This window comes from Herpetosiphonaceae bacterium (assembly GCA_036374795.1).
GTDB lineage: Bacteria > Chloroflexota > Chloroflexia > Chloroflexales > Kallotenuaceae > LB3-1.
Map to the genome: position 1 here is coordinate 25451 of DASUTC010000221.1, position 16580 is coordinate 42030.

A 16580-nucleotide genomic window follows, 5' to 3' on the forward strand; every position below is an offset into this window, starting at 1 on the left:
CATGTTCTGCTCACATACCATCGAGCAGGCTGGAGGTTTCGATGAAACGGCTTCCGATTGCGATTATTTTGTGTATCTTCTGTCTCTCGATCCTGCCTTTCGCGACCCAATCCACGCTGGGTGTCACCACGCTAAAGGTGCAGTATCGCGCGGGCGACACGAATGCTGGCGATAACCAGATCAAGCCGCATTTCAACGTGGTCAATACCACTACCAGCAGCGTGCCGCTGAGCGAGCTGAAGATCCGCTACTGGTACACTATCGACAGCGATAAGCCGCAGAACTACTGGTGCGACTACGCCACGCTCGGCTGCGGCACGATTACCGCCCGCTTCGTCAAGATGGCGGCTCCTGTGACGGGCGCGGACTACTATCTCGAAGTCGGCTTCACGGGCGGCACGCTCGCACCGGGGGCCAGCACCGGCGAGATCCAGAACCGCTTCAGCAAGACCGACTGGACCAACTACACCGAGAGCAACGACTACTCCTTCGATCCGACCAAGACCGTCTTCGCCGACTGGACGAAGGTCACGCTCTACCGCAACGGCGCGCTGATCTGGGGCACCGAGCCGGGCGGCGCTCAGCCGACGCCCACGCCGCCACCGCCCACGGCAACCCCGACGCCGAATCCGTCGCCGAGTCCATCGCCGACGCCGCCGCCGAACGATCCGTACACGGCCCGCTTTCTGGAGCTGTACAACGAGATCCATGATCCGGCCAATGGCTACTTCAGCCCTGAGGGCGTGCCCTACCACTCGATCGAGACGCTGATCGTGGAAGCGCCCGACCACGGCCACGAGACGACCTCCGAAGCCTATAGCTACTGGCTCTGGCTTGAGGCGATGTATGGCCGCGTCACCGGCAACTGGCAGCCGCTAGCGAACGCCTGGGCCAACATGGAGCGCTACATCATCCCGACGAACGCGGACCAGCCGACCAACAGCTTCTACAGCCCATCGCGGCCCGCGACCTACGCCAGCGAGTACGACACGCCCAATCAGTATCCGTCGCAGCTTCAGACGGGCGTTTCGGTCGGCGTCGATCCGATCGCCAATGAGCTAAGGAGCGCCTACGGCACCGCCGACATCTACGGCATGCACTGGCTGCTCGATGTCGATAACTGGTACGGCTACGGCAGCCGAGGCGACGGCACGACCAGGCCCTCGTACATCAACACCTTCCAGCGCGGCCCGCAGGAGTCGGTGTGGGAGACGGTGCCGCATCCTTCGTGGGATGCCTTCAGGTGGGGCGGTCCCAATGGCTTCCTCGATCTCTTCACCAAAGATGCGACGTACGCCCGCCAGTGGCGCTACACCAACGCGCCCGACGCCGACGCCCGCGCGATCCAGGCGATCTACTGGGCCAAGGTCTGGGCCGATCAGCGGGGCGGCTCGCCGATCGTCAACGGGTTGGTCGCCAAGGCCGCCAGGATGGGCGACTACCTGCGCTATGCGATGTTCGATAAGTACTTCAAGCGCATCGGCTGCACCAGCACAAGCTGTCCCGCAGGCACCGGCTACGACAGCGCGCACTACCTGCTCTCGTGGTATTACGCCTGGGGCGGTGCTGCCGATCCGAGCGCTGGCTGGGCCTGGCGCATCGGCTCAAGCCACAACCACTTCGGCTATCAAAACCCGATGGCCGCCTGGGTGCTTAGCAATCAGCCCGCATTCAAGCCCGCCTCGCCCAACGCGGCCCGCGACTGGAGCACCAGCTTGCAGCGGCAGATCGAGTTCTACCGCTGGCTGCAATCGTCCAACGGCGCGATAGCGGGCGGCGCGACCAATAGCTGGCAGGGCGCGTACGCGATGCCACCGGCGGGCACGCCCACCTTCTACAGCATGGCCTACGACGAGAAGCCGGTCTATCACGATCCGCCGAGCAACCAGTGGTTCGGCTTCCAGGCATGGTCGATGGAGCGCGTCGCGGAGTATTACTACGCCACCGGCGACGCCAAGGCCAAGCTGATCCTCGACAAGTGGGTCGCCTGGGCCAGGGCCAACACCACGCTCAACGCCGACGGCACCTACGCAATCCCCGCGACGCTGAGCTGGAGCGGCAAGCCTGGCCTGAACTGGAACGCGACCACGCAGAACTGGAACGCCGCCGATAGCACCTACAACGCCAACCTGAAGGTGACGGTCGTCGATAAGACGCAGGACGTGGGCATCACCGCCGCGCTGGCGAAGACGCTGATGTACTACGCCGCTCGGTCGGGCGATACCGCCTCCAAGACGCTGTCGAAGGAGCTGATCGACCGCATGTGGCTCAAGTACCGCGATCCCAAGGGCGTCTCGGTGGCCGAGGTGCGCGCCGACTACAACCGCTTCGACGATCCGATCTTTGTTCCGGCGGGCTGGAGCGGTCGGATGCCCAACGGCGACACGATCAGCTCGTCGTCCACGTTCTTGAGCATCCGCTCGAAGTACCGCAGCGATCCCGACTTCGCCAGGGTCCAGACCTATCTCAGCGGCGGCGCGGCCCCGACCTTCCGCTATCACCGCTTCTGGGCACAGGCCGACATCGCGCTGGCGAACGCTGAGTACGCGCGGCTCTTCCCGTAGGCGCGATGCCAGGATCGTTGTGTGATTGGATTGATCGGGCACTATAGATCGAAGGCGAACATAGACAGCGGGCGCGGATCGATCCGCGCCCGTCCTGCTCACAGGTGTTGAGCGGATCGCAAGGAGGCAGCTATGAAATCCCAACCTTTGGCGCGCTGGCTGGCGCTCACTACGGCGCTGCTCGTCGCCGCCGCCGCGCTGTGGCAATCCGTTGCGCTAACGCCCACGGCCAGCGCTGCCGGAGCGGGCTACTGGCGCACCAGCGGCAATAAGATTCTCGACGCCAACGGCCAGGAGGTGCGCATCGCCGGGGTCAACTGGTTTGGCTTCGAGACGGGCAACAACGTCGTGCATGGGCTGTGGACCCGCAACTGGCAGGATATGCTCGATCAGATCCAGCGGCTCGGCTACAACACGATCCGCCTGCCCTTCTCCAACGAGGTACTCACTCCCGGCGCGATGCCCAACAGCATCGACTATTCCAAAAATCCCGATCTGGTCGGCCTGAGCTCGATCCAGATCATGGACAAGATCATCGCGGGGTCGCGGGCGCGCGGCATCAAGATCATTCTCGACAATCACCGCTCCAACGCGGGTGTGAGCGCCCAGGAGAACGGCCTGTGGTACACGGCGACGTATCCTGAGTCGCGCTGGATCAGCGATTGGCAGATGCTGGCGAACCGCTACAAAGGCAACGATACCGTCGTGGGCATGGACCTGCGCAACGAGCCGCACGATAGCGCCTGCTGGGGCTGCGGCAATCCCGCGCTCGACTGGCGCTTAGCCGCCGAGAAGGCGGGCAACGCGATCCTGGCGATCAATCCCAGCCTGCTGATCCTGGTCGAGGGCAACGAGTGCCACGGTCCCGGCGGTAACACCGATCCCTACAGCGGCGCGGACTGTACGTGGTGGGGCGGCAATCTCCAGGGCGCGCGCGACTATCCGATCCGGCTCAATGTCGCCAACCGGCTGGTTTACTCGCCGCACGACTACCCGGCGTCGGTCTATCCGCAGCCGTGGTTCAGCGACCCGACCTATCCCAACAATCTGCCGGGCGTGTGGGACAAGAACTGGGGCTATCTGGTCAACGCCAGCACCGCGCCGATCATGATCGGCGAGTTCGGCACGCGCTACGCTACCACTTCCGACCAGCAGTGGCTCGGCAAGCTGCGCGATTATATCAGGGCCAAAGGCTTGAGCTGGACCTTCTGGTCGTGGAATCCTAACTCCGGCGATACCGGCGGTCTGCTGCTGGACGACTGGATCAGCATCCATCAGGCCAAGCACGATCTGCTGGTGACGATTCAGTTCCCGTTTAGCGGCGTCACGCCCTCGCCAACGCCCACGCCGAATCCGTCGGCCTCGCCGTCGCCTGCCCCGACCACCTCGATCAAGGCGCAGTACCGCGCGGGCGATACGAATGCTGGCGATAACCAGATCAAGCCGCATCTCCAGCTCGTCAACACCGGCACCAGCAGTATCCCGCTAAGCGAGCTGAAGATCCGCTACTGGTACACCGTCGACGGCGATAAGCCGCAGAACTACTGGTGCGATTGGGCACAGATCGGCTGTGGGAGCGTGACGGGCCGCTTCGTCAAGCTGACCACGCCGCGCACCAACGCGGATTATTATCTGGAGGTCGGCTTTACCGGCGGCACGCTCGCGCCGGGTGCCAGCACCGGCGAGATCCAGAGCCGCTTCAGCAAGAGCGACTGGACCAACTACAGCGAGAGCAACGACTACTCCTTCGATCCGACCAAGACCGCATTTGCCGACTGGGCGCGCGTCACTGTCTATCGCAACGGTACCCGCGTCTGGGGCACCGAGCCCTAAGCCCGTCTCGCCCTGGTGACGATCGCAGGTGGCGCGACCGTCACCAGGCCGCCTGTTGTCGCTGTTATTTTTACGCTGCTCTACCCTGGAGGCATCGCAGTGAGACGACAACCAAGAAGCCATATAGCACGGGCGCTGCTGACTCTCGTCGTGGTGCTTGGGCTGATCGTGGGCCGCGAGGCCAGCCTCAGCCAGCGCGCGCTGGCCGCTCCGTCCTTCGTGACACGCTCCGGCACGAATTTTGTGCTGGATGGCAGGCCGTTTTACTTCGGCGGCACCAATAACTACTACCTGATCTACAAGTCGAATCTGATGGTCGACGATGTGCTGAACGATGCGGTTTCGATGAATCTGCGCGTGATCCGCAGTTGGGCCTTCATCGACCGAGGCTCGCTCGACGGCTCGGTGCCGAATGTGGACGGCTCAGGCGAGAAAGACGGAATCTATTTCCAGTACTGGGACAGGGCCGCTGGCAGGCCAGCCTACAACAACGGCGCGAATGGCCTGCAAAAGCTGGACTACGTGCTCGCCAGGGCCGGGCAGCTCGGCCTGAAAGTGACGGTCGTCCTGACCAATAACTGGAAGGACTTCGGCGGCATGGATCAGTATGTCACATGGTACGGGCTGCCCTACCACGATCAGTTCTATACGGATGCCCGCGTCAAGCAGGCGTACAAGAACTGGGCCGCGCATCTGATCAACCGCGTCAACTCGATCACCGGCGTGCGCTACCGCGACGATCCGGCGATCTTCGCCTGGGAGCTAGCGAACGAGCCGCGCTGCATCAACGCCAACAAGCCCACCTCCGGCACCTGCACCACCACGACGATCACCAACTGGACCTCGGAGATGTCCGCCTATATCAAGCAGCTCGATCCCAATCATATGGTCGCTGTGGGCGATGAGGGCTTCTTAAACTGGGGACGCGGCAGTGATTGGCCCTACAACGCCGCCGATGGCGTGGACTTCGAGGCGCTCCTCCGCATCCCGTCGATCGACTTCGGCACCTATCATCTCTATCCCGATCACTGGGGCAAAACCGACGCCTGGGGCACGCAGTGGATCAGGGATCATATCAGCACCGCCCAGACCATCGGCAAGCCGTCGGTGCTGGAAGAGTTCGGCTTCCAGAACAAAGCGACGCGCGATGGTGTCTATCAGACCTGGACGAATACCGTCTATCAGAACAGCGGCAACGGCTGGATGTTCTGGATCTTGTCCGGCGTGCAGGATAACGGCTCGCTCTACCCCGATTACGACGGCTTTACGGTGTACTATCCTAGCAGCACCGCAACGCTCCTCGCCAATGCCGCGCAGCAGATGAAGCTCAAGGGCGGCTCGCCGCCAAACCCGACGCCCACGCCCACCCCGCCACCAAACCCGACGCCGACGCCCACCCCACCGCCGCCGACCGGCGGGCTGAAGGTGCAGTACCGCGCGGGCGATACCAATGTCGGCGATAACCAGATCAAGCCGCATTTTAACGTGGTCAACACCGGCACCACCAGCGTGCCCTTGAGCGAGCTGAAGATCCGCTACTGGTACACCATCGACGGCGATAAGCCGCAGAACTACTGGTGCGACTACGCGACCGTCGGCTGCGGTACGATCACTGCCCGCTTCGTCAAGCTGACCACGCCGCGCACCACTGCCGACTACTACCTGGAAGTCGGCTTTACCGGCGGCACGCTCGCGCCCGGCGCCAGCACCGGCGAGATCCAGAATCGCTTCAGCAAGAGCGACTGGACCACTTACACCGAGAGCAACGACTACTCCTTCGATCCAACTAAGACCGTCTTCACCGACTGGTCGCGTGTGACGCTCTATCGCAACGGTACCCGCGTCTGGGGCACCGAGCCGTAGATCGTGGTTTCACAACAGGCTCCTCGATGCTGCGCTAGAGAAGTCAAAGAATGGTAAAATACCTGACTACAACAAGGGGAGGAAGATCCCGATGATCACACGTCGGCATATGGCGCAAGGAGTGATCGCGGGCGCGCTGTCGCTTGCGCTGCTCCTGGGCACAACCGGGAACTCAGGCGTTTCCGCCGCGACCGTATCCTACGCCTGCGCGTCGAGCATGGCTCCCGATCAGGCTGCGGCCAACACCGAGCTGCAAAACAGCTACAACACCTGGAAAAGTACGTATGTCACCAGCTCAGGAGCGGGCGGCTATCTGCGCGTCAGGCGGCCCGAAAACAACAACGATACCGTCTCCGAGGGCATCGGCTACGGCATGGTGCTCTCCGCCTACATGAACGATCGGACAACCTTCAACGGGCTGTGGAGCTACGCCAAGAGCCACTTCGACGCCAACGGCCTGATGCACTGGCGCATCGATGCCAACAACAACGTGATCGGTACCGGCGCGGCGACCGACGCCGAGGAAGATATGGCGCTGGCGCTGATCGTCGCCGACAAGAAGTGGGGCGGCTACACCACCGAAACCAAGAACTTTATCAGCCGGATCATGCAGTACGAGGTCGAATCCGGCAGCAATGTGCTCAAGCCGGGCGATCAGTGGGGCGGATCGAGTGTCACTAATCCCTCATACTTCGCGCCGGGCTACTACAAGGTCTTCAAGGTCTACACCGGCGACGCGCGCTGGGACTCGGTGGTCAACTCGTCCTACCAGATTATCGCCAACGTCAACGCCAAGACCGGCGCAGGCACTACCGGCCTCCAGCCAGACTGGACGACCGCAGCGGGCGATCCCGCTCCGAACATGGGCTACAACTACACCTACGACGCGACGCGCGTCCCGTGGCGGCTGGCGAAGGACGCGGCCTGGTACTGCGACTCGCGCGCAACTGCGCAGTTGAATAAGATCAACGCCTTCTTCAAGGGCATCGGCGCGGCCAACATCAAGGACGGCTACCGGCTCGACGGCTCGCTGATCGGCCAGTGGCATAACGCGGCGTTCGTCGCTCCGGCAGCATCAGGCGCGATCGTCTCCACCGATTCGGCCTATAAAACCGCGATGTGGAATGAAACCGTGCGCCTGACCAACGGCAATTACTACAACGATAACCTGCGAATTCTGGCGCTGCTCTTCATGAGCGGCAACATGTACAATCCGGTCGCGGCCACAACGCCGACGCCGACCCCGCCGCCGAATCCGACGCCCACGCCCACCCCGCCACCGAATCCGACGCCGACCCCGCCGCCAGCGACGGGTAGCCTGAAGGTGCAGTACCGCGCGGGCGATACCAACGCGGGCAATAACGAGATCAAGCCGCATCTCCAGCTCGTCAACACCGGCACCAGCAGTATCCCGCTCAGCGAGATCAAGATCCGCTACTGGTACACCGTCGACGGCGATAAGCCGCAGAACTACTGGTGCGATTGGGCACAGATCGGCTGTGGGAGCGTGACGGGCCGCTTCGTCAAGCTGACCACGCCGCGCACCAACGCGGATTATTATCTGGAAGTCGGCTTTACCGGCGGCACGCTCGCGCCTGGTGCCAGCACCGGCGAGATCCAGAGCCGCTTCAGCAAGAGCGACTGGACCAACTACAGCGAGAGCAACGACTACTCCTTCGATCCGACCAAGACCGCATTTGCCGACTGGTCGCGTGTGACGCTCTACCGCAACGGTACTCGCGTCTGGGGCACCGAGCCCTAAGCCCGTCTCGCCCTGGTGACGGTCGCTCCACCAGCGATCGTCATCAGGCCATTGATATTTAACTTGGTTTCGCCCTGCCTAAGCGCGGCGGCCTGAGCGCTCAGCCTTAAGCCTGAATCAGCCCTGTGACTATCGTCCGGCGAGCGGTCTTTAGATCTTCGTTATCCTGGTTTCTACCACTTTCAACGAAGGAAAGACTGTGCGAAGCCGAAGATCGTCACTTGGGCGGCATTCACTGCTGATGGTAGCACTGACGCTATCGATCATTTTACCAATCGCGCTGCCCCACCAGAAACTTACCTCGGTCGCGCTAGCCGCGCCGACAGCGGCGACAAGGACAACCGGCTGTGGGCGGCGGCGGCGCTCTACCGCGCGACAGGCGAGGCGCAGTACAACACCTATTTCCTCGCCAACTACCAGAGCTTCGCCTCGGTGTGGGACTCGCAGACCGGCAACGCGCACGGCGTCGAATCGATGGCGATGATCGCGTTTCTGGACTACCTGAAGTCGAGCGCGCCCGACAGTGCCGTTGTCAGTTGGTTCAAAACCAGGTTCACCGCCTGGCGCAACACGCAGCTTAGCCGCGCCGCCAACGGCGTCTGGCGCAACACGCTGCTCGACTATAACTACTACTGGGGCAGCAATATGGCGGTGCTCAACACCACCCTGGTGCTCGCGGTCGGCAGCCAGCTTGTGGGCACCTACGACAGCCTGATCGCCCAGGCCGCCCAGACGAACCTGAACTATATCCTGGGCGTGAATCCGCGCCGCTTCAGCTAAGTGTCTGGCTACGGCAGCGATAGCGTCTCGGCGATCTACTCCAATATCTGGGGCTACGATAACCGCGCCGGTCTGCCCAAAGGCTATCTCGCCGGTAGTCCAAACATGTACGAGGGCCGCTGGTTCTCGCGCTTCGAGGGCAAGGCCTACATCGATGTGGCATCTGAGTGGACCACCAACGAGAATGCGATCTACTGGAACTCCGGCCTGGTCTTTAGCGCAGCGCTGGTCGCGACGGAGGCTGTTAGCCCCGCGCCGCCGCCGACGACCAGCCTGAAGGTGCAGTATCGCACCGCCGATACGATCGCGAATGATAGCCAGCTCAAGCCCTGGTTCAAGATCGTCAATACCGGCGTGACGACCGTGCCCTTGAGCGAGCTAAAGATCCGCTACTGGCTCACCGCCGAGAGCGCCAAGCCGCAGACCTATTACTGCGATTGGGCACAGATCGGCTGCGCGAGCGTGACCGGGCAGGTTGTCAAGCTGACGACGGCCCGCGCCAACGCCGACCACTATCTCGAAATCGGCTTCACGGGCACTCCCCGCAGCCTGGCACCCGGCGCGAACAGCGGCGAGATCCAGGGCCGCGTCGCCAAGAGCGATTGGACCGCCTACGACGAAACCAACGATTATTCGTTTGATGTCACCAAGACCACAATCGCCGATTGGGATAGAGTGACGCTCTACCGCAACGGCACGCTGATCTGGGGCACCGAGCCGTAGATCGCGGCTTCAATAACGGCAACGCAGCAGGACGCGAGCTGTTCGCGTCCTGTTGTTGCGATTCCCCGATCACCGGCTGCTACGGCGGCGTTAATCTTGCAAGCGCTGTTATACTAGCGTAAGAGAAACGAGATCGCTGCTATGCAGTTTTCAAATCAACAAGTCGCGCTCGTCTTCCGCGACATCGCCGACGCGATGGAAGTGCTTGGCGAGAATCGCTTCAAAACCCAGGCCTACGCTCGCGCCGCCGACATGATCGAGGAGCTGCCGACGAGCCTGTACGATCACCTCGCGGCGGGCACGCTCGACGACCTGCCCGGCGTCGGGCCTGCCATCTCCGCCAAGCTCACCGAGCTGCTGACGACCGGCACGCTGCAATTCCGCGAGCGGCTGCGCGAGGAGGTGCCCGATGGCGTGCTGCGTATCATGCGCGTACCCGGCGTCGGGCCGAAGACCGCGCTGCGGCTCTACCGCGAGCTTGAGATCACCGATCTGGAGACGCTCGAAGCTGCCGCGCGCAGCGGCAAGCTCCGCACGATCAAAGGCTTCGGGCCGAAGCTCGAAGCTCGCATCATCGAGGGCCTGGCCTACCAGCCCTCGGCTCCCGATCGCTTCTTGCTCGGCGAGATGCTGCCAGTCGCGCACGAGCTCATCGGCGCGCTGCACGCTGCCTATCCCCGGCTTGCCGAGGCCAGCCACGCTGGATCGCTGCGCCGCGCCGCGCCGACTATCGGCGACTTCGATCTGGTCGCGGCGGCTGTCGATCCCCAGGCCGTGCTCAACGCCTTCGCCTCACTGCCGCAGATCGCGCAGGTGGAGACGGCTGCCGATCAGCGCATCGACGCGCGGCTGCATAACGGCAAGTCCTGCTCGCTCTTCGTGGTGCCGCCCGATAGCTGGGGCGCGGCGCTGGCGATGTGGACCGGCAGCGCCGCGCATCGCGCCAGGCTGGTCGCGCTGGCCGCTGAGCGCGGGCTGACTCTCAGCGACGGCGGGCTGTGGCGCGGCGACGAGCTTCTGCCGACGCCATCCGAGGCGGCGCTGTACGAGGCGCTTGGGCTGCCCTGGATTCCGCCTGAGCTGCGCGAGGGCTGGGGCGAGATCGAGGCCGCGCAGCGCGGCACACTCCCACGGCTGGTCGAGCTACACCAGATCCGCGCCGATATGCATACCCACACCGAGTGGAGCGACGGTCGCGGCACGGTTGCCGAGATGGCAGCGGCTGCGCTGGCGCGCGGCTACGAGTACTATGTGATCGCCGATCACAGCTTTTACATGGGCATGGTCAACGGGCTGGACGCGGAGCGGCTCAGGCAGCAGCGGGCCGAGATCGATGCCGTCAACGCCGAGATGCAGCGCCAAGGCATCAACTTTACGCTGCTGCAAGGCTCCGAGGTCGATATTCTGCCCGACGGCACGCTGGCGCTGCCCGACGATGTGCTCGCCACGCTCGATTGGGTTGTGGCCTCGCTGCACGTCAGCCTGCGCCAGGATCGCGACACTGTGACAAGGCGCGTGCTTAACGCGATCCACAATCCGCACGTCGATTGTATCGGCCATCCAACCGGGCGGCTGCTGCTCCGGCGTCAGGGCGCGGATCTCGATCTGGATGCGGTGCTGTCGGCGGCGGCGGAGACTGGCACCGTGCTGGAAGTCGACGGCGCGTATCCACGGCTCGATCTGGATGCCGAGCACGTCAAGCGCGCGATCGAGATGGGCATTCCGATCGCGATCGACAGCGACGCGCACAAGCCCGGCGAGCTGGCCGGGATCGAATATGGCGTGCTCACGGCGCGCCGAGGGTGGGCCAGCGCCGAACAGATCGTCAACTGCTGGCCGTGGGCCGAGGTCGTCGAGCGCTTCAGACGATGAGCGATCGTCGTGTCCGATCGAGCGGACACACACATCATTGATCACCTTGGAGGAGCCGTGGACTGTATTTTCTGCCGGATCGCCAGAGGCGAGATCCCATCGCATAAGGTCTATGAAGACGAGGCAACGCTGGCGTTTCTGGATATTAATCCGGCGACCCGTGGGCATACGCTGGTGATACCAAAGCAGCACGCCCCCGATATTTTTAGCCTGCCAGACGATGCGCTGGCCGCTGCCGCACGTACGATGCAAACTGTGGCGCGCATTCTGCAACAGGGTTTGCAGCCGGATGGGATCAACGTTTTGCAAAACAATGGTCCGGCGGCAGGACAGGTGGTGTTTCATTACCATATGCATATGATTCCGCGATGGGAGGGCGATTACGCGCTGCGGATGTGGAAGCCCGGCACCACCGATCACGCGGCATTTGCTGCGCTCGCCACGCAGCTACGCAATGCCGGAGGGGTTTAGACGATGCCTGAAGAGCGCTACACTGCCGATGAACAGGCTCTCTTCGATCACGAGTACCGCAAGAAGCTAGACGCCGAGCTGCCAAGCGTGCGCGAAGAGGAGATCAAGGCTGCCGCCCAGCGGGCTGCCGAGCTTGAGCTGGAGCAGCAGCGCGATGCGATCAGCGAGCAGCTCGACTCCGAGGTGGCCGACGCGACGGTCAATAGCGCCCGCGAGCAGCGTGCCGAGGCCAATCGTGAAGCGCCGTCCAAGCTGGTCATCGGCCTGGTGATTCTGCTGCTGCTGCTTTTTCTGCTGGCAATCAACGACCGCTTGCCGGGATTTGGTCGTGCCCGGGGCGAGCGCACTGCCGCGACAGCCAACAACACAGGCCAGTCGGTGCTAACGCCCGTACTCGGCGGAGACGGCCCCCAGGCAACGCCGGTCGGCTCGGCGGCGCAGGGCTCGCTCCAAGCCACAGCCGAGCAGACTGGACGCGGCTTGCCCAATGTCGGCGCGGATGTCGTGCCCACGCCCGGCCCGACCATCGATCCGAATATCAGCCAGATCTTCACGCCCTTCTACCTGGCGCACGATGGCCTGCGCGTCTTCGGCAACTCGATCAGCCCGCCGCTCACGGTCAACGGGCGACAGGTGCAGTGGTTCGAGCGCACGCGCCTTGAGCACTGGCCGGAGTATGCCGGAACGCCCTACGAGGTCCAGTCGGCGCTGGTCGGCATGGAGTACACCGACGGACGCGATTTTCCGCAGCAGAGCTTTTTCACCAACCGGCCCGGCCTGTGGTATTTTCCCGAAACGGCGCACGGCGTGCGCGGCAAGTTCCTGGATTACTGGCTGGCTCATGGCGGGCTGGACGTCTTCGGCTATCCGATCAGCGACGAGGTGATCGAGATTTTGCCGGAGACGAAACGCTATCACACGGTGCAATATTTCCAGCGCGCGCGGCTTGAGCTCCACCCTGAGCACGCCGGAACCGAGGACGAGGTTCAGGTTGGGCTGCTTGGTCGCGCGATCTACCTCAACGAGGAGAAGTCGATCCCGGTGCCGCCGCTGGCCCCGACGCCGGTGCCGCTGCCGTAGCGGCGCGAGCCGGGGAGGAAAGAACCCAATACGCATCCTCGCCTATGCCGCAGGCAATGGGAGAGGGGCCGGGGGTGAGGGCCTCCATCAAGAACCAAGAACTCGAAACAACATGAGCACTTTGTACGGATCGTACAAAAGAGTGCTCATGCTTTTTGTATCGATCGGCTATAGCTTTCTAGCCTGCTCATCGGTAGTCTTTCTGGTGGAAAACACCGTGTACCACAGGCTGTATACACAGAAAGGTGAGGCTATGAGCTATACCAAAGAACAGATCCTCGACTTGGTGAAAGAGCAGCGGGTCGACTTTCTCAATCTGCAATTCACCGACATCGTCGGCATCATCAAGAACATCACTATTCCCGTCACACAGATCGAGGATGCGCTCGATCATGGCGTTTGGTTCGATGGCTCGTCGATCGAAGGCTTTGCGCGTATCGCTGAGAGCGATATGTATCTCCAGCTTGATCTGGATACCTACGCGCTGATCCCCTGGGAGAGCGAGGCCGATTTCAAAACTGCGCGCTTTATCTGCGATGTATTCACGCCCAACGGCGATCCGTTCCCCGGCGATCCTCGCCGCGCGCTCAAGACGGTGCTGGCCGAAGCCGCCGACATGGGCTTCCGCTTCAACACCGGCCCTGAGCTGGAATTCTTTCTGTTCAAGCCCGGCCCCGATGGCTCGCTCCAGCCGATCCCGCACGATGCCGCGGGCTACTTCGATGTTTCGACCGATTACGCCACGCATATTCGGCGGCAGATGGTCAAGGCGCTGCAAGGCTTTGGCATCGTCGTCGAGGCCAGCCACCACGAGGTCGCGATCGGCCAGCATGAGATCGACTTTCAGTACGGCGACGCGCTGCGCACCGCCGATAACGCTGTCACCTTCCGCACCACGCTCAAGGCAATCGCCCAGAAGAACGGCCTGTACGCCACGTTCATGCCCAAGCCGATCGCGGGCATCAACGGCTCCGGCATGCACGTTCACCAGAGCCTGGCCGATGTCCGCAGCGGCAAGAATATGTTCTACGGCGAGGGCAAAGAGCGCGGGCTGTCGGATGTTGCGCTGAGCTATATCGCTGGTCTGCTCGAACACGCCCCGGCGATGTCGGCAGTGCTCGCGCCGCTGGTCAACTCCTACAAGCGGCTGGTTCCCGGCTATGAAGCGCCGGTCTATATCAGCTGGGGCCAGACCAATCGCTCGGCGCTGGTGCGTGTGCCGCGCATCACCAAAGGCCGCACGCAGGCGACACGCATCGAGCTGCGCTGCCCGGATCCGTCGGCCAATCCGTATCTCGCCTTTGCCGTGATGCTGAAGGCCGGTCTGGACGGCATCAAGCGCGGCCTGAAGCCGCCGACGGCTGCCGAGGAGGATCTGTACCATATCGATCCGCGTGAGCGGGCGCTGACCACGCTGCCGGGATCGCTGGGCGATGCGCTGGAGGAGCTACAGCGCGATGAGGTGATCCAGCAGGCGCTCGGCCCGCACATCTACGAGCGCTTCATAGAGGCCAAGCAGCAGGAGTGGGACGAGTACCGGCTCTATGTCTCGCAGTGGGAGATCGATCGCTACCTGCCGATCTACTAATTCGTGTATCGAACGCGCAGCGCCCGTGGAACGCTCCACGGGCGCTGCTCATTTTTGGATGGCTGTGAGGCGAGAATCAGGCTCAGCGCCAGTCGGCCAGGTGCGAGTCCGAGTGCGAGGTATCGACCGGCGTGGTCTTGCCTGTCTCCAGGTCGTAGCGCGCAAGCGATAACACGTCGTCGTGCGCCTGATGGAAGAGCAGGTGCTTGCCGTCTACCGACCAGCGAGGATGTCCTGCTGGCAGCGCGCCGGTATCGAGGATCTCCACCGCTTTGGTTGCCGTATCCAGCAGCGCCAGTCGCTCTACGTTGCGGAGCTTGTGACCAAACGCGAGATACCGGCCATTGGGCGACCAGTCGGCCCAGAAGGCACCATCACCCTTCTGACCGCATGCCTCGTCGCTCAAGCCGGTGAGCTGCTCCATGTGCCCGCTATCGACGGTGATGACGAACAGCCGCATACAGCCCGTGCCGCTGCTCAGCGCATGATACGCAATCTGCTTGCCGTCCGGCGACCACGTCGGCCCGCCCTCCCAGGTTGTGTCGGCTACGAGCAGCCGCATTGCGCCTGTCTCGACATCGACGAGCGCCAGATCGTGCTGCCGCATCTCGTTGCCCGGTGTCGCCACCTCAAGCACGATCGTGCTGCCATCCGGCGACCATTCGGGAGCGCGTGCGAACTGGCTGTTCGGCAGAAGCGCACGCAGGCTGCCGCCATCTGCGTCGACCAGCCAGACCTGCTGATCGCTGCCGCTGGCGGTGCGGGTAAACGCGATCTGCTTGCCATCGGGCGAGATCGACGGGAGGCTCGCGCTGATGCCGGGCTGAAACGACGTCAGCGGGCGCACCTTTTTATCATACTTGCGGTATAAATTCTCGGCTCCATCGTCGGATCGCACCGAGAAGACGATCAGCCCTGATTCTTCGTGGCTCAGCGGCGCGGAGACGGCGCTCGTCGCGAAGAGATCGCGCGCGAAGGTGGCGATCTGCGATTGCAGCAGGTACGCGCCTGCGCCAAGCGAGCCCAGCAGGACCATCAGCAGTAAGATCAGCACAATGCCGCGAGCAGGGCCGCCTGCTCGTGGACGGCTTGGCAGTTGGCGCGGGCTGGGCGACCAAAGCTGCTTGCTGGTGATCGGGCCGGTGGTAGCGTGGGGCACAGTGTTTGTCGGCGCGATCCGGGGTACCGGGGCCGTCATCGCCGACATTGGCCGGGCAATAGCGACATCCAGCGCGCGGCAAAATTCCTCGGCGCTCGGCACGCGGTCGTCGATCTCGTAGGCTGTCGCCCGCGCGATCAACGTTTCTAGCGATTGCGGAATGGCCGGATTGAGCGAGCGTGCAGGCGGCAGCATAAACGGCGAAGACGTTGGGTTATGTCCAGTTAGCATCTGGTGCAGCAGAATGCCCAGGCTGTAGATGTCGGAGCGCGGCTCGGTCTGCCCGCCGTACTGCTCCGGCGGCGCGTAGCCCGGCGTGCCGAACTGGGCGGTATCGGCAGCTTTATCGGGCGAGAAGAGCCGCGCGATGCCAAAGTCGATCAGCTTGAGCTGGCCCTCAGGCGTGACCATCACGTTACCCGGCTTCAGGTCACGAAAGACGACCGGCGGATACTGGCTGTGGAGGTAGGTGAGCACGGTGCAGAGCTGCCGAGCGTAGTCGAGCGCCTCGGCCTGTGGCAGCGGCCCTGCTACCCGCCGCAGGAGATCGCGGAGTGTCTCACCCGGCACGTACTCCATGACCAGATACCAGTCGTTATCCTGGTTAAAATAGTCCCAGATAGCGGTAAGACCCGGATGCCGCAAGCGCGCCAGGGTGAGCGCCTCGCTTTGAAAGAGCTGAGCTGCTTCAGCCGCCTCATCAGGGGGGAGCCGCCGTGTAGAGCAGACTTTGATGGCAACTGGCCGCTGCAAACGTTCGTCCGTCGCAAGGTACACAGCACCAAAGCCACCGCTGCCGAGCAGCGTGCCTCTCTGGTATCGTCCTGCAATGAGCGGAGCCGTTTGTGCCACCATCACATAATCCTTCGTCGTGTCTGTATTGTA

Annotated in this window: 10 protein-coding genes and 1 pseudogene; 10 read left to right on the top strand and 1 reads right to left on the bottom strand. The window is 63.0% G+C overall.

Features of this window, described 5'->3' with window-relative positions; all coding sequences use genetic code 11:
- The first annotated feature begins 41 nt into the window (after nucleotides 1-41).
- The 10 genes and pseudogenes from VFZ66_16465 (at nucleotide 42) to glnA (ending at nucleotide 14536) form a co-directional block, all read left to right on the top strand.
- The gene (locus tag VFZ66_16465) at nucleotides 42-2564 is read left to right on the top strand and encodes a glycoside hydrolase family 48 protein (GenBank protein ID HEX6290784.1); all 2523 of its coding nucleotides are present in this window, start codon (nucleotides 42-44) and stop codon (nucleotides 2562-2564) included.
- 132 nt (nucleotides 2565-2696) lie between these two features.
- Complete coding sequence (locus VFZ66_16470; GenBank protein HEX6290785.1) at nucleotides 2697-4397, top strand: cellulase family glycosylhydrolase; 1701 nt, start codon at nucleotides 2697-2699, stop codon at nucleotides 4395-4397.
- Between the two features lie 99 nt (nucleotides 4398-4496).
- Nucleotides 4497-6260 (top strand): cellulose binding domain-containing protein, encoded by a 1764-nt coding sequence (locus tag VFZ66_16475; GenBank protein ID HEX6290786.1) that lies wholly within the window; start codon nucleotides 4497-4499, stop codon nucleotides 6258-6260.
- 91 nt (nucleotides 6261-6351) lie between these two features.
- Nucleotides 6352-8022, top strand: coding sequence for a glycosyl hydrolase family 8 (locus tag VFZ66_16480; GenBank protein HEX6290787.1), 1671 nt, complete (start codon nucleotides 6352-6354; stop codon nucleotides 8020-8022).
- Nucleotides 8023-8280: 258 nt separating this feature from the next.
- Nucleotides 8281-9006, top strand: a pseudogene (locus VFZ66_16485) (glycoside hydrolase family 9 protein).
- Between the two features lie 75 nt (nucleotides 9007-9081).
- Nucleotides 9082-9525, top strand: coding sequence for a cellulose binding domain-containing protein (locus VFZ66_16490; protein ID HEX6290788.1), 444 nt, complete (start codon nucleotides 9082-9084; stop codon nucleotides 9523-9525).
- 141 nt (nucleotides 9526-9666) lie between these two features.
- Nucleotides 9667-11397 carry a DNA polymerase/3'-5' exonuclease PolX gene (gene polX / locus VFZ66_16495; GenBank protein ID HEX6290789.1) on the top strand — a complete coding sequence of 577 codons (1731 nt, stop codon included), beginning with the start codon at nucleotides 9667-9669 and terminating at the stop codon, nucleotides 11395-11397.
- A gap of 57 nt (nucleotides 11398-11454) precedes the next feature.
- On the top strand, nucleotides 11455-11868 hold the full coding sequence (locus VFZ66_16500) for an HIT family protein (protein ID HEX6290790.1): 414 nt from the start codon (nucleotides 11455-11457) through the stop codon (nucleotides 11866-11868).
- Nucleotides 11869-11871: 3 nt separating this feature from the next.
- The gene (locus VFZ66_16505; GenBank protein HEX6290791.1) at nucleotides 11872-12948 is read left to right on the top strand and encodes a hypothetical protein; all 1077 of its coding nucleotides are present in this window, start codon (nucleotides 11872-11874) and stop codon (nucleotides 12946-12948) included.
- 253 nt (nucleotides 12949-13201) lie between these two features.
- Nucleotides 13202-14536 (top strand): type I glutamate--ammonia ligase, encoded by a 1335-nt coding sequence (glnA, locus tag VFZ66_16510; protein HEX6290792.1) that lies wholly within the window; start codon nucleotides 13202-13204, stop codon nucleotides 14534-14536.
- A gap of 82 nt (nucleotides 14537-14618) precedes the next feature.
- Here glnA and VFZ66_16515 read toward each other — a convergent pair whose 3' ends face one another.
- Nucleotides 14619-16550 (bottom strand): protein kinase, encoded by a 1932-nt coding sequence (locus tag VFZ66_16515; protein ID HEX6290793.1) that lies wholly within the window; start codon nucleotides 16548-16550, stop codon nucleotides 14619-14621.
- Nucleotides 16551-16580: the final 30 nt, after the last annotated feature.